Origin of the sequence: Corallococcus sp. CA041A (assembly GCF_003612075.1) — a bacterium.
Lineage (GTDB): Bacteria > Myxococcota > Myxococcia > Myxococcales > Myxococcaceae > Corallococcus > Corallococcus exiguus.
Window position 1 is genome coordinate 35,703 of record NZ_RAWF01000015.1, and the last position, 13,532, is coordinate 49,234.

General features: G+C 66.4%; 10 protein-coding genes and 2 tRNA genes. 5 read left to right on the forward strand and 7 right to left on the reverse strand.

Annotation, left to right across the window (positions count from 1 at the left end; translation table 11 throughout):
• Window positions 1–110: 110 nt before the first annotated feature.
• From D7V77_RS04930 to D7V77_RS04955, 6 genes are all read right to left on the reverse strand, one after another.
• Window positions 111–839, reverse strand: coding sequence for a M48 family metallopeptidase (locus D7V77_RS04930; RefSeq protein ID WP_120575113.1), 729 nt, complete (start codon window positions 837–839; stop codon window positions 111–113).
• Complete coding sequence (locus D7V77_RS04935; protein ID WP_120575114.1) at window positions 836–3,859, reverse strand: type I restriction endonuclease subunit R; 3,024 nt, start codon at window positions 3,857–3,859, stop codon at window positions 836–838. Before D7V77_RS04935 ends, D7V77_RS04930 begins: the two co-directional genes overlap by 4 nt.
• Window positions 3,859–5,148, reverse strand: coding sequence for a restriction endonuclease subunit S (locus D7V77_RS04940; protein ID WP_158624334.1), 1,290 nt, complete (start codon window positions 5,146–5,148; stop codon window positions 3,859–3,861). Before D7V77_RS04940 ends, D7V77_RS04935 begins: the two co-directional genes overlap by 1 nt.
• A 4-nt stretch (window positions 5,149–5,152) precedes the next feature.
• Complete coding sequence (locus tag D7V77_RS04945) at window positions 5,153–7,021, reverse strand: class I SAM-dependent DNA methyltransferase (protein WP_120575116.1); 1,869 nt, start codon at window positions 7,019–7,021, stop codon at window positions 5,153–5,155.
• A gap of 364 nt (window positions 7,022–7,385) precedes the next feature.
• A tRNA-Glu gene (locus tag D7V77_RS04950) sits at window positions 7,386–7,458 on the reverse strand.
• A gap of 12 nt (window positions 7,459–7,470) precedes the next feature.
• Window positions 7,471–7,543, reverse strand: a tRNA-Lys gene (locus D7V77_RS04955).
• Between the two features lie 189 nt (window positions 7,544–7,732).
• Here D7V77_RS04955 and greB point away from each other — a divergent pair.
• The 5 genes from greB to D7V77_RS04980 all read left to right on the forward strand — a co-directional run bounded on the left by greB (window position 7,733) and on the right by D7V77_RS04980 (window position 11,983).
• Window positions 7,733–8,272, forward strand: coding sequence for a transcription elongation factor GreB (gene greB, locus D7V77_RS04960; RefSeq protein ID WP_120575117.1), 540 nt, complete (start codon window positions 7,733–7,735; stop codon window positions 8,270–8,272).
• 9 nt (window positions 8,273–8,281) lie between these two features.
• Entirely contained in the window at window positions 8,282–9,277 is a 996-nt protein-coding gene (locus tag D7V77_RS04965; RefSeq protein ID WP_120575118.1) for a deacetylase, read from the forward strand.
• Between the two features lie 185 nt (window positions 9,278–9,462).
• A complete protein-coding gene (locus D7V77_RS04970) occupies window positions 9,463–10,782 on the forward strand; it encodes a PhoH family protein (RefSeq protein ID WP_120575119.1) in 1,320 nt (439 codons plus the stop codon).
• A 34-nt stretch (window positions 10,783–10,816) separates the two neighbouring features.
• On the forward strand, window positions 10,817–11,134 hold the full coding sequence (locus D7V77_RS04975; protein WP_120575120.1) for a YbeD family protein: 318 nt from the start codon (window positions 10,817–10,819) through the stop codon (window positions 11,132–11,134).
• A gap of 87 nt (window positions 11,135–11,221) precedes the next feature.
• A complete protein-coding gene (locus D7V77_RS04980) occupies window positions 11,222–11,983 on the forward strand; it encodes a cyclopropane-fatty-acyl-phospholipid synthase family protein (RefSeq protein ID WP_120575121.1) in 762 nt (253 codons plus the stop codon).
• A 63-nt stretch (window positions 11,984–12,046) separates the two neighbouring features.
• Here D7V77_RS04980 and D7V77_RS04985 read toward each other — a convergent pair whose 3' ends face one another.
• Window positions 12,047–13,135: a diacylglycerol kinase family protein gene (locus D7V77_RS04985; RefSeq protein WP_120575122.1), complete on the reverse strand. Its 1,089-nt coding sequence runs from the start codon at window positions 13,133–13,135 to the stop codon at window positions 12,047–12,049.
• Window positions 13,136–13,532 lie beyond the last annotated feature (397 nt).

Here is a 13,532-nt window from a genome sequence, read left to right on the forward strand (position 1 = left end):
CCACCACTCCAGATGGTCCGGGGGCACCCCTCGAAGAGCTGGCCAGATAACAGGCAATCATCGTCCCAGCGTGGGAAGAGACCTCCTCCACGCCGGAAATGGATTCGTCTTCACCACTGAAGTCGCGGCCCGGCATGCCGAAGAGCTTCGCGCCGCTGCTCGTAATCGGGAAGCGATTGCCCTAGCGCCGCCCAGAATGCACGCCCGTGGTCGCCGTGGAGAAGGTGAACGAGTTCGTGAACGACCACGTACTCGACGAGCCGCATCGGCGCCTGGATGACACGCCAGTTGAACCGGACGACGCCCGCACCACAGCTCCCCCAGCGACGCTCCTGTTCTCGGACCAGCACCTTCGGGCTATCCACGCCGACCCTCGGGGCCCAACGGCCCACCAGCTCTTGTAGCCGCTCGACCGCATAGCGCCGGTACCAATGGAGTAGGAGGTCTCGAATCTCGGCACGCCGGTCATGCGCGGCAGAGCGCGAAGAGGTGACGACGAACCGGCCATGCTCCAGCCGGACGGCGGGAGAACCAGAGCGGACCAGGAGGCGGTATTGTCGGCCGAGATAGAGGAAGGTCTCGCCGGTCACGAACTCCCGCGTCGGGAGTGCCGGCTCGCCAGGGCGGACTAGGCGGAGGCGCGACACGATCCAGCGAGCTTTCTCGTGGACCACGCGATCCAGTCGCTCCACGGGAGTGCTCTGCGGAGCGGTCAGCACAACAACGCCTGGAGGTGAGACCGTAACCGCCACCGTGCTTCTGCGGCTGCTGCGGCGGATGTCGTAGCTGATCCGGGTTCGACCGAACTGAACCGCGGACTGTTCTCGGGCGGCGCTCACTTGCCCTTCCTCACCTTCGCGAGGTCCACGATCTTCCCGGCAAGCGCCTCGACCTTCTCCGACTCGTAGTTCGCGGCGCGAAGATGCCGCTTCACCTTCTGGCGCATCTGCCGCTGAACGTCATCCTTGCGGGTCCAATCGATGATCTGCGTCTCGGGCTCGATTGCCTCCTGGATGAGGGTCGCCAGTTCCCGGCCAGCTTCTTCACCGTAGGGAGCTTGTGGTTCGGCGACCATCGGAACGTGGCCCTCGTTGAGGACGCCGTAGATCGCGTAGGCGAACTCGTTGAGGCCCACCCGCTGCGCCGCACCAGCTTCGTCGCGAACCTCCTTGATGAGGCTCTGGAAGAGCTGGAGCTGCCGAGCAGCGTCGATGCGCTCCTGCTTTCGCTCCTCGATGAGCTCCTCCAAGCGCTCGCGCAGCGACCTGTAGAAGGCCGGGTTCTCTTCCAACTTCACGTGGATCTCGTGCCGGATAGCGTGCTCCATCTCGCTGGCCTTCGCCTCCGGAGACTTCAATGCCGCGATCTTCTCCTCGAAGTCCTTCGAGAAGATGGAGACCTCCTTCACCAGCAACTGGATGCCCTCGGCCACCACCACGTCCTCGATGAGCTTCCTCACCTTGGCGCCAGCATCCGAGATGTCGAGGCCAGGGTCCCGGTACCGCGCCCGGGCAGCACCCCGAATCTTCCCGAGCCAGCGCAGGTCATCGACATAGGGGAGTGCCCGTGGGTCCGGCAGGAGCATGTCCAGGGACTGGCTGAAGACCCGGAACGCCTGGTCGAATTCGGCGCGCACGTCCTCGGGCTCAAGGACGGCCACACACTCGTCGAGGTCGTCCCTGTTCTTCACCCTCGCGAAGAACCGAAGTGCAGCCTGGTGACGGGTCTGGAGGCGCGGTAGCTCATCCACCTTCGGTTGCATGGCCCCCTTCACGTCCGACGGCGAGAAGATCGCCAGCGCCTCCTGGAGGGCATCGGACACGCCCCAGTAGTCCACGACCAAGCCGTAGGTCTTCCTATCGGCCTTGCGGTTCACGCGGGCGATGGCCTGGAGGAGGGTGTGCTCCTTCAACGGCGAGTCCAAGTACATGACCTGCTCAATGGGCGCATCGAACCCCGTCAGAAGCATGTCGCAGACGACGAGCATCGCCAGCGGGTCGTTCGGGTCGAGAAAGCGCCGGATCAGCTCCGCCTGCTGCTGCTTCGAAGTCTTGAAGTTCTGGAAGCGGGCACCGTCGTTGTGGCCCACGGTCATGATGACGGCAGCCTCGGGGCCGTTGAGCCGGTCGAAGGTCTCCTTGTAGGTGACCGCCGTCTCCCGATTCACAGCCACGACCTGGGCCTTGAAGCCGTTCGGGCGGATGAACTTCGTGAAGTGGTCGAACAGGTCCAGGCAGATGGCCTCGATCCGCTTCGGGGCGGCGGCGATGGCCTCCTCGGTGGCGTACTTCTGCTTGATGGCCTCGCGCTCCTCGACTGTCCGGTCCGCAAATACGTGGTCGAACACCTTGTCGAGGCTGTTGCCGATGATCCGCAGTTCCGGGAGCCGGCTCTCGTAGAAGATGGGGACTGTCGCATCGTCCCCGACGGCCTGCTCGATGGTGTACGTGTCGATGTACGGGCCGAAGGTCTGGAGCGTGCTCCGGTCCTGCTTGTCGATGGGGGTTCCGGTGAAGCCCAGAAAGCAGGCCCGAGGCAGGGCCCGGCGCATGTTCGCGGCTAGGCTGCTGTACTGGGTCCGATGGGCCTCATCGACGAGGACGAAGATGTGCTCGGCCTCGGACAGGACCGGGTGCGATTCCCGCTGCGCCCGCCTGGCGCTGTTGCCACCGGCGCCCGTCAGCTCCTGGAACTTCTGGATGGTGGTCGTGACGGTCTTGCCGGTGGGATTCAAGAGTAAGTCCCGGAGGTCCTGGACGCTTCGTGCCCGCTCCGGGTTCGGGAAGCCGCAGCGGATGAAGGTGTCGCTGATCTGCCGGTCGAGGTCGGTCCGGTCCGTGACGATGACGATGGCCGGGTTCTGGAGTCGTGGGTCGCGGCGCAGCTTCAGCGCCAGCCAGAGCATGGTCAGGGACTTGCCGGAGCCCTGCGTGTGCCAGATGACGCCGCCGCGCTCCTCGGGCCTCTTCGCCGCGTGGACGCGATTCAGGGCCCGGTTCACGGCCGAGAACTGCTTGTACCGGCAGACCTTGCGGATGGTGCGGCCACGCTCGGCCTCGAAGACCACGAAGTTCCGGGTCAGGTCGAGGAGGTTCCGGGGTTCGAGAAGTCCGAAGACCAGCACATCCTGAGCGCTGGGCTTCCGGCCAAGGCGCTTCTCCAATGCCTCGGCCGTGGCCGGGTAGGGCTCCTTCCACTCGGCCCAGAACCGCTGTGGTGTCGCGACGGTGCCGTAGTAGGCGCTCTGTCCGCAGAGCCCGATGACCAACTGGACGGTCTCGAAGAGCTTTGGGGCGCCGAGGTCCCGGTACTCGTCGCCGATCTCCTGGTACCGCAAGACCTGCCGCACGGCCTCGTCGAGCCACTTCCCGCCGAGGGTTGGGCTCTTCGACTCGATCATCGCCAGCGGGATGCCGTTGACGAACAGCACCACGTCGGCGCGGACCTGCTTCTTGGCGCCGAGCACCCGGTACTGGCGCGTGACCAGGAACTCGTTCTGCTCGGGGCGCTCGAAGTCGATGAACCGAGCGGTCTGGCCCTTGGCGCCGCCTTCGCCATCCTGGACAAGGCTGACGCCATGGGTGAGGGCCACGTACACCTTCTCGTTGGCCTCGATCAGGCTCGCCGCCGCCACGTGGGTAACAGCCCTGATCGCCTTCTGGACGTTCTCCGGCGTCAGCCAGGGATTCAGCTTGATGAGTGCTGCCCCCAGCCGCTTCGTGAGTACCGGCTCCCGGAGGCTGTCGCGTTCGGCATCGAGGATCTCGGCGGCGACGTACCTGTACCCGAGCTTGTCCAGCAGCACCACGGCTGGTACCTCGGACTGGTGTTCCTCGTTCCAGTCTCGGGGCGGTGGCATCACGCCGCCTCCTGCGCGACAGGGTTCATTCGAATGCGGCCGGAGAGAAGGGCGTCGAGCAGGGCCGTCTTGATGGATTGCAGGCTCTTGAGCGAGCGCCTCTGGATGGAGATGCGGTCGGCGGTGGCCACTACAATCGCGACGATTTCCTGCTGTTCTTCTATAGGCGGCAGCGGCAGCGGCAGTGCCCGAAGCTGTGTACTGTTGATCGACGCGAGATTCGTTGTCTGCTTGGCCGCGTCAAGGAAGTACGCCTTGCCCCGAGAACTTCCACGATAGATGGACAAGAACTCGGGGAGCACGGCATCCGTGGGTCGGACCGCGAACACGTGGTTTTGGTGCAGGCAAAGCGGCAGCTCCCCTCTCCAGACCGTGCCGCGCCCAACCTTGTCCGCGTCGCCACCTTCGCAAAAGAGCACGTCGCCCCTGTGCAGTAGGAATCGCTCCACCTGCGATGCCTCGACGGCAATGGTCTTGACCTCATCTAGATCGAGGTGGCCGTCCTGCACGTTCGCAACGCGCAGGTAAGGAAGCTCCACGGTCGTGGCGAGCGCCCTCTTCGAGTTCTTTGAAAGGCCAGTACGGACTTCTGCAACCTCGGAGAGTCGAACGATGTGCCAAGAGGATGGCAGCGCCCCGGCCTCCGTCTGCTTGAAGCTGACGTGGCGCCCTGGCATCCCACGAGCGAGCAGCCGTTCAATCAGAGCCTTCTTGACGACCTCAAGCTGGGCGATGACGGCCTCGGTCTTCACGATAGTCTCGTCCACCGAGGAGAGAATGGCGGCGATCTTCCGCTGCTCGGGGAGGGGCGGGATCCGTACTGGAATCGATGCGAACCGAGAAACGCCTAGGTGCGCAATCGACGTGGTCTGCGTGGCGACACTGGAGAAAACGCCGCTGTACTGGAGGTGACGAAAGAGCTGGAACGCGAACTCGGTCTCGACGTTTGGACCGGCGCGGAACCTAATGAGGCTGTTTTGGAACGCTACGCTGACCGGCTCTCCTCGATAGAGTGAACAGCGCCCCACAAGCTGGAGGCTTTGACCCTCGTTCAGGAGAATGTCTCCCGGGTGCAGCCTGAAACGTTCAAACTCATTGTCAGTGAAGGGCATCTCCAGAACATCCGAGAGGTCGAGGCGACCGTCGTAGACGTTAGCGACCCGGAGATACGGCCTCGGCGTACCAGGAGCGTTTGGGTTCCGCTGTCGGCCAGCCTCGACTTGGCCAAGTTCTCCGATCCGGAACTCCGGCCAATTGGAAGCGCCGGACGCTGGGAGGTGTTCAACCATTGTGCTACTCGGCATACCCAAGGTCCTTCAGGAAGGCGTTCATCTTGGCCTCGGCTGCGGCGCGCTCAACTTCAAGCTGCCGCAACTTCCTGACGGCCTCGGCCACATCCACCGTGGCAACCTCCTCGGCGGTGTCCACATACCGGCTGATGTTCAGGGTGAAGTCGTTCCTCTCGATCTCCTCCACCGAGACCATGCGGGCGTACCCTTCCACGTCCTTGAATGCGTGGAACGTTGCGGCGATCTTCTTCACGTCTTGGTCGCGGAGATAGTTCTGAGCCTTACCCTCCTGGAACTCCGCCGAGGCGTTGATGACCAGCACCTTGCCTCGACGGTCGGCCGGCTTCGCCCGGTTGATGATCAGCACCGCCGCCGGGATGCCGGTCCCGTAGAAGAGGTTCGAGGGCAAGCCGATGACGGCCTCAATGAGATCCTCCGTGAGGAAGCCCTTCCGGATCTCGGCCTCGCTGCCACCACGGAAGAGGACGCCATGGGGCATCACGACGCCGAGCTGCCCCCGCTCGCCGTTGAGGATTGAAATCATGTGCTGGACGAACGCCAAGTCTCCCTTGGTCTTCGGTGGGACCCCGAACCGGAAGCGCCCGTGGGCGTCCGCCTCGGCGACCTCTACGCCCCACTCGTCGAGGGAGAAGGGTGGATTGGCGATCACCCGGTCGTAGAGCAGGAGCCCGCTGGCATCTATGAGCTTCGGCGACCGGATGGTGTCGCCCTTCTCGATGCGGTGGTCCGACAACCCATGTAGAAGCATGTTCATCTTCGCGATGGCCCAGGTCCCGAGGTTCTTCTCCTGGCCGTGCAGGGACAGCTTCCGGGAGCTGCCGCCGTGCCGCTTCACGTAGTTCGCGCACTCGATCATCATCCCGCCTGAACCGCAGGTCGGGTCGCAGATGCGCATGTCCTCGGTGGGCCGGAGCAACTCGACGATCAGCTCCACGACCTTCTTGGGCGTGTAGAACTCGCCGCCCTTCTTCCCCGCATCGTCGGCGAACTTCTCGATGAGGTACTCGTAGGCGCGCCCCAACATGTCCGGCTCGGCGAGCGACGAATTCCTCAACGAGACCTTGGAGAAGTGCTGCACCAGCCGCGACAGCACCGTGTCCCGGTTCTTCGTGTCCCCGAGCTTCCGCTCGTCGTTGAAATCGATGCCAGCGAGGATGCCGTCGAGGGCGCTGTTCTGCTCCTCCAGCTTGGCGCACGCCTTGTTCAGCGCCTCGCCGATGTTGGTCGCGACCTTCTGGATCTCCGACCACCGGGCCGACTTCGGGACGAAGAACTGGTGCTCGTCCTTGTCCTCCCAGGCGACCTCCGGCGGGTGGCCGTCGGCGATGAGCTTCTCGGCCTCCTCCTCGAACACGTCGGAGATCCGCTTCAGGAACAGGAGCCCGAAAATGAAGTTCTTGTAGTCGGAGGAGTCGATGCTGCCCCGGAGGATGTCGGCGGCGCTCCACAGGTACCGTTCGAGCTGATCTACCGTGAGCTTGCCGGTGGCGGGGAGGTCGGGCGCCATCTGCGCGGCGGCTCCGTTGCCGTTCTTCTGGCTCTTGCCACTGCTGGAGTCGGACTCGCCGCTGCCGCCGAGGATCCGCTGGACCAGGACTTCCTTCTCTCGGCCAGCCTGAGCCAGGCCCAGCGCCCCGCAGATGGCCTGAAGCTCCTCGCGCTTGAGCAGCCCCAGCAGGACACCGAAGTCCACGGACTGGGACCGGACAATGGCGTTGACGTGGTTCTGGATGACGCGACGGTCGCCGACATCGAGCCCGAAGTGGTCGGAGAGGCTGGTCAGCCGGTCCCTGGAGAGCTGCTCCAGGGCGGCACGTCGCTGCTGTGGAGTCAGACGGGATGAGAGTGCCATCGGAGGCGGAACATACCGTAGCCTACGAGGCGATCCCCCAGTTTACGGGTCTCCCGCTTCTGCTCTGCGGTGCCTGACTTCAGATGTGCGGCCCTGCATAGGCACCGAACCGCCGCCGCAATGGACGCGGGAGGAGCGTTCCGGGCCGACATGGTTGTCGCTGAAGCGGAGGCCCAGCGGTTGCTGAGCACGATTGGGACCGTACGGATCCCGTTCGAAGGTCAACCGGGAAAGGGGAGGGCGATTCCAGGAGGCAATCTGCGTACGTAATCCGTACGTAATCGAGCAGACTCCTGCGAACCCCCATGAACGGTTCAGCCCCGTAAGTACCCTGTGTTTCCGGGCACTTACGGGGCTGTTCCAGTGTCCCCGACGGGATTCGAACCCGTGTTACCGGCTTGAAAGGCCAGCGTCCTGGGCCTCTAGACGACGGGGACGTCGTCACTGCTTGAGTCGCGGGGGGCTCGAACCCCCGACCCTCGGCTTAAAAGGCCGGTGCTCTACCAGCTGAGCTAGCGACTCGCTATTCTTTTTTTGGCACCGGCTGCGGATCCGCCAGCGGCCCCGCGAGGCGCTTCCTACCAGCAGCGCCCGGGGAGTTCCACTGGCGATCGCAGGCGCCCCTTCCTGACACGCTCCGTCCCGCCCCTGGGTGAACATCCGCTCGCCGGGCACCCGCCGTCCGTCAGCGTCCGGCGCTATACACGGGGCATGGCCCAGGAAGCTCCCGAACCGCCCGACGACGCCGCCGAGGACGAAGAGGCAGGGGAGCAGGCCCCGTTCCGCCGCTACCTCACCCGCGCGGGCGCCGAGCGCATGCACCGCGAGCTGCTCCAGCTGCTCAACGAGGCCCGCCCCAAGGTCACCGCCGAGGTCTCCGCCGCCGCTGCCCAGGGCGACCGTTCAGAAAACGCCGAATACATCTACGGCAAGAAGCGCCTGCGGGAGATCGACCGGCGCATCCGCTTCCTCTCGAAGCGCCTGGACACCGCCACCATCGTCACCCCCTCGGAACAGGCGGACCGCTCGAAAGTCTACTTCGGCGCCACCGTCACCCTGGAGGACGAGGGCGGAATCCGCAGCACGTACCAGATTGTCGGTTCGGACGAGATCGACGCCGCCGGAGGCCGCATCAGCGTCGAGTCACCCATGGGCCGCGCGCTCCTGCGCAAGGCCCCGGGCGACACCGTGGAGGTGCGGCGCCCGCGGGGGGAGATTGAACTCACCCTGGTGGACATCCGCTACGACTAGGACGCTCCCATGCCCCGGACGCCAGAGCTCACCACCCATGCTCGCCGCATCTATTCGCGCCTGAACAGCGCGGACCTGGCCGCGTCCGCGGGGGAGTCCCTGTCCCTGGAGGACCTGGGCCTGGAGTCCGGCGGCGACCGCGTGGGCCTGGCGTTCGGCACCTACAGCCGCGAGGGCCTGGAGCACGCCCTCCGGGCCTATGGCTTCGCGCAGCGCCTGGAAGAGCGGGTAGGGCCCGTCGAGCTGCGCCTGTCCTGCCAGGACCCGTTCCAGCCGCGCATCACGCTCCTGAGCCGCCGCTATCACGCTGCCGTCGTGGACCTGTCCCTGCGTCAGGCCATGGGCGCGGAGGTCGGCTTCACCCGCTCGGCCGCGGAGGCGCCGCTGCTCTACGTGGACAGCCTCCTCCTGCAGCACCCGGGGCGCCCCTTCGACTGGAACCGTCCGCCGCTGCCGGGACAGCTCCATCCTGGACTCTCGCTGTCGCGCGACCTGCTGGAGCTCCTGCACCTCATGGCCCGCCGCATCGGCGCGGAAGGCGTGGCGCTGATGCCCGCGACCTTCTCCGCCGCGTGCGTCTACGAGCGGCGCTTCACCTTCGCGGACGGCGTCGCGCAGGGGCACTTCAGCGCCCTTCGCCGCGCGGGCCGCGGCTGGCCCCGCTGGATGCTGGCGTGGGCGGTGGAGTTGGGCTGCATGCGGGACGCGCAGGGACAGCCGACCCTCTTCACGCCCACGCCGATGATCAGCCCCCTGTCGCGGCGGGTGGCCCGGCGGCTCGACACGGGCGGTTGGCACAAGGCCTGGCGCCTCCACGCGAAGCAGGCGCTGTCGCTGGACGAAGAGGCGTTGCAGGCGCGCTTCCCCTGGGCCCGCATGCCTCCCGGCCCTCCGCCCGAAAGGGTGGTGGAGGTGCTCGGGTATGATCCGCTGGCGCCCGCGTCGCTCTTCCAGGACGCCAGCGAGCCCGCGCCGGCCCCGGTGCGCTCGGCCGCGACGTCCTGAGGGGCCCGCGGTAGCGCCCCGTTTCCGGAACGCCCGTGCTGTTTCGGACGGACCTTCGCGCTTTCAGACGGGAATGCGGCTGCTGGCCCCTCGTTCGGTGCCTATATTCAGCGGTGTTGGTCCTCCACGGTCGTCGCTCGCCGTCAGCAATCGCACCCGAACCAGGTCAGGTCGCGAAGCCCTCGATGCGAAAGAACTTCATCCTCGACACGAACGTCCTCCTCCATGACCCCCGCAGCATCTACGGGTTCAAGGACAACAACGTCATCATCCCCATCTACGTCATCGAGGAGATCGATCAGTTCAAGCGCGATCTCTCCGAACTGGGGCGCAACGCGCGACTGGTGGCGCGCTACCTGGATTCCTTCCGCGCCGAGGGCTCCTTGAAGGAGGGTGTCCCGCTGCCGCACGGCGGGATGCTCCGCGTGGCCTTCACCGACCGTTCGCTGCCGTCCTCCATGGCGGACAGCAACCTGGTGGACAACCGCATCCTCGCGGTGGCCCTGGACATGATGGAGACCGAGCCGGAGACCCAGGCCGTCTTCATCACCAAGGACACCAACCTGCGGATCCGCGCCGACGCCCTGGGCCTCTCCGCCCAGGACTTCGACACCGAGCGCGTCGAAATCACCGACCTCTACACCGGCTTCACGGAGCTGCTCGTCCCCACGGAGATGGTGGATCAGCTCTACAAGCCCGGCGGTGAAGTGGAGGTGCCGGCCCAGGACCGGCTCTTCCCCAACCAGCTGGTGCTGCTCAAGGACGAGCTCAACCCGTCCCACACCGCCATGGCCCGCTTCAGTGGCGCCAAGGCGCGGCTGGTACCGCTCGCGCGCAACAGCAAGGAAGGCACCTGGGGCATCCGGCCGCGCAACATGGAGCAGGCCTTCTGCCTGGACCTGCTGCTCAATGACGAGATCAAACTCGTCACGATCGTGGGCAAGGCGGGCACGGGCAAGACGCTGCTCGCCATCGCCGCGGGCCTGCAGAAGGTGACGGAGGAGGGGCTGTACCACAAGCTGTTGGTCAGCCGTCCCATCTTCCCCCTGGGCCGGGACATCGGCTACCTGCCGGGCAGCGTCGAGGAGAAGCTCAACCCCTGGATGCAGCCCATCTTCGACAACGTCGAGTTCCTCATGAACCTGAGCCGCGCGGACAAGAAGGCCGGGCGCGGCCACCATGAGCTCATCGACCTGGGGCTGATGGAAATCGAACCGCTCACGTACATCCGCGGGCGCAGCATCCCCAACCAGTTCATCATCGTGGACGAGGCGCAGAACCTCACCCCGCACGAGGTGAAGACCATCCTCACCCGCGTGGGCGACAACACGAAGATCATCCTCACCGGCGACCCGTTCCAGATCGACAACCCGTACGTGGACTCCACGAACAACGGGCTCGTGCACGTGGTCAACCGCTTCAAGAACGAGAAGATCGCCGGCCACATCACCATGGCCAAGGGCGAGCGCAGCATGCTGGCCGAGTTGGCGGCCAACCTGCTGTGAAGCGCCCAAGGCCCGCGCCTGATAGAGACGAGTCATGACCCAGGATGGCACCGACAAGACCGACGCCCCCGGCGAGGAGAAGAAGCCCCTCGTCGAGTACCCCTCCGTCTACGAGTACAAGGTGATGGGCAAGGCGACGGTCGAGGAGACGCCCGGCTTCGAGGAGCACGTGCGCTCGCTCTTCCGGCGGAAGCTGGGCTCGGAGGTCTCCCCGGACTCCATCCACGTGCAGCACAGCCGCAAGGGGAAGTTCGTGTCCCTGAGCGTGTCCGTGCTGCTGTTGTCCGAGGAGCAGCGCCGGGGCATCTACGCGGAGCTGCACCAGGATCCCCGCATCGTCTACTACCTGTGAGGCAGGCGGTGCGCGGGCGGATGCCCCAGGGCGCCCGGAGGCGGCCGGCGGCTGGAAGTCCGGCCGGGGTGCGTATATGAGGGTGGAATGAGTCCCGCTGAGCAATTCCCGCTGTACCACCCGCCGGGGGCGCAGCGCGCGTTCGGATCCGACGACGCCACGCGCCGCTTCGCCAAGGTGGCCCAGCTGGAGCAGGGCTCCCGAGTGCTGGTGCTCGGCTGTGGTCCGGAGGGCGGCGCCGCCGTGCTGCTGGCCCAGGAACTCAAGTGCTCCGTGGTGGCCGTGGACACGGATGAGACCCTGGTGTCCCCTGTCCGCGAGCGCGTGCGCAGCCAGGGCCTGACGGATCGCATCGAAGTGCGCCGCGTGGCGCCGGACGCGCTGGGCATGCTGGACGGTCCCTTCCACGGCATCCTCGTGCCGGGGCGCGTGCAATACCCGCTGGACGTGTCGCTGCGCGTGTTCCGCCCGCTGCTGGGCAAGCGCGGCCGCGTGGGCTTCACCTTCCCAGCGCGCGTGGGCCGCTTCACGCCCAAGCCCGTGCTCGACTTCTGGGAGAAGCGCCTGGGCGCGCCGCTGCTGCTTCCGCGCGAACTGCTCCAGGCGCTGGAGACCTCCGGCTTCGAGCCGGAGTCCGTGGAGTCGCTGCACGACACGGAGCTGGACGCGCTCTACAAGGACATGGAAGCGAACCTGCCGGAAGGCGCCTCGCCGGAGAGCGCCACCTTCCGCGAGGAGCTGGCCCTGCACCGCGAGCACAACCAGCGGCCGGGCGTCAGCTACGCGTTCGCGGTGGGCCGTCGCAAGGAACCGGGCGAGAAGCCCCCGGCGTCGCGCGACCGCGGCTGAAGTCTGTCGGAGTCTTGATGCGTGGGGGAGGGCCCGGAGACGCGGGCCCTTCAACCGCCGGGACTACTGCACGCCGTTGAAGTCGAGCAGCTCGATGGACTCGGGCGCCACGGACAGCGTGACCTGCTCGCGGTAGCCGGCCGCGTCGCCGCCGACCTGGAAGGGCATGGGGCGCGCGAAGCGGATGGTGACCTCGCGGGCGTGGAAGTCGTGCAGGCCTTCCGGCGCCCAGCGGCCGTTCCACAGGCGGGGGAGGTTGGCCAGCACCTGCGTGGGCGACACCTGTCCCAGGCGCAGCTGCAGGAAGCCCCGGCGGTCATTCGCGTGGGGGAACATGCGGAAGCCGTAGCCGTAGAAGGGCATGGTGCCCGCGGCGGCCATCATCAGCTTGCCCCGGAAGAGCAGCGCGCCCGGCGCCAGCGGCCCGCCCACCGTCTGGCCCTCCGCGCCCAGGCGGTAGGCTTCAGACGGGCCGTTGACGACTTCGCACTCCACCAGCACGGAGCTGGTGAGGTAGTGCGGCACCGTCTTGAAGGCCACCGCGGAGAAGTAGCCGCCACCGCCGGACATGACCCGCTTGAACAGGCCCTTGCCCAGCGACTCCTTCACGGCGATGTAGTCGTTGAGCACCTTGCCATCCACGCCCAGTCCCGCGAAGGGCGCGCGCTGGCCGTCCACCTGCACCAGGTCCATGGTGCGCACGCTGGGGATTTCCGCCGCGCGGGCGCGCACCACGTCGTTGAGGATGCCGTCGCCCCGGGTGCTGGACGCGTTGACGAACGCCGCGATGCCGTTGCCCGTGCCCAGCTTGAGGATGCCGAAGCGCGGCGCGGCCTGGCCGGCGAACTTCCCGCGCGGGCCCACCTGCTGCAGCACCTCGTTGACGAAGCCCATGAAGGTGCCGTCGCCGCCGCCGGTGAAGACCGTGGGGTAGCCCCGCTCCAGTACCGTCTGCGCGATGCGCCGCGCGTCCAGCGGCGAGCGCGACAGGAACAGGTCCTCCTCCGGCACCACGTGCGACAGCAGCTTGACCACCCGGGCGTCCACCTTGCGGGCGTTGGCGTTCAGCAGCACCGCGACCTTCGGTTCGACGGACGGAAGCGCCGCGGGCGAGCGGCGGAAGTCCGTGGAACGCAGGGGCTGAACCAGCATGGACGACTCCAAAGGGGCGGGGAGCGGTATGACAGCGCTGACGCGGTTCGGACTGTGCACTTTTCTCGCCAACCCCTGACGCGTGGTGTCAGGCGGGCAGGTGGAAGTGATTCCGAGGGGTTGAACGGTCCGCTGGTGTCCAAAATGCCCGCCCGGTTGCTACCGCGGGGTGACGGCGGTGTAGAGCGCGTTACGCACCCGTGGCGCTCGGATGGCGTTCCGGTGACACGCGGTCGGCCGGGCCTGCGCACTGCGCTACGCAGCGGGCGTCATCACCTTTGCGCTGGGTGCCCGGGCCTACGGGAAACCCGTCCTCGCGTTTGACACGCCGGGGGGGGTGGTTACGTTGGGCTTACATCGGGATTTCGCAGGAAAAACGCAGTCATTTCCAGAGGAT

Coding starts and splice junctions, on each gene's coding strand:
- D7V77_RS04975 (WP_120575120.1), top strand. CDS start 10,817: ATGACCCAGGATGGCACCGACAAGACCGACGCCCCCGGCGAGGAGAAG.
- greB (WP_120575117.1), top strand. CDS start 7,733: ATGGCCCAGGAAGCTCCCGAACCGCCCGACGACGCCGCCGAGGACGAA.
- D7V77_RS04970 (WP_120575119.1), top strand. CDS start 9,463: ATGCGAAAGAACTTCATCCTCGACACGAACGTCCTCCTCCATGACCCC.
- D7V77_RS04935 (WP_120575114.1), bottom strand. CDS start 3,859: ATGCCACCGCCCCGAGACTGGAACGAGGAACACCAGTCCGAGGTACCA.
- D7V77_RS04945 (WP_120575116.1), bottom strand. CDS start 7,021: ATGGCACTCTCATCCCGTCTGACTCCACAGCAGCGACGTGCCGCCCTG.
- D7V77_RS04980 (WP_120575121.1), top strand. CDS start 11,222: ATGAGTCCCGCTGAGCAATTCCCGCTGTACCACCCGCCGGGGGCGCAG.
- D7V77_RS04940 (WP_158624334.1), bottom strand. CDS start 5,148: ATGGTTGAACACCTCCCAGCGTCCGGCGCTTCCAATTGGCCGGAGTTC.
- D7V77_RS04965 (WP_120575118.1), top strand. CDS start 8,282: ATGCCCCGGACGCCAGAGCTCACCACCCATGCTCGCCGCATCTATTCG.
- D7V77_RS04985 (WP_120575122.1), bottom strand. CDS start 13,135: ATGCTGGTTCAGCCCCTGCGTTCCACGGACTTCCGCCGCTCGCCCGCG.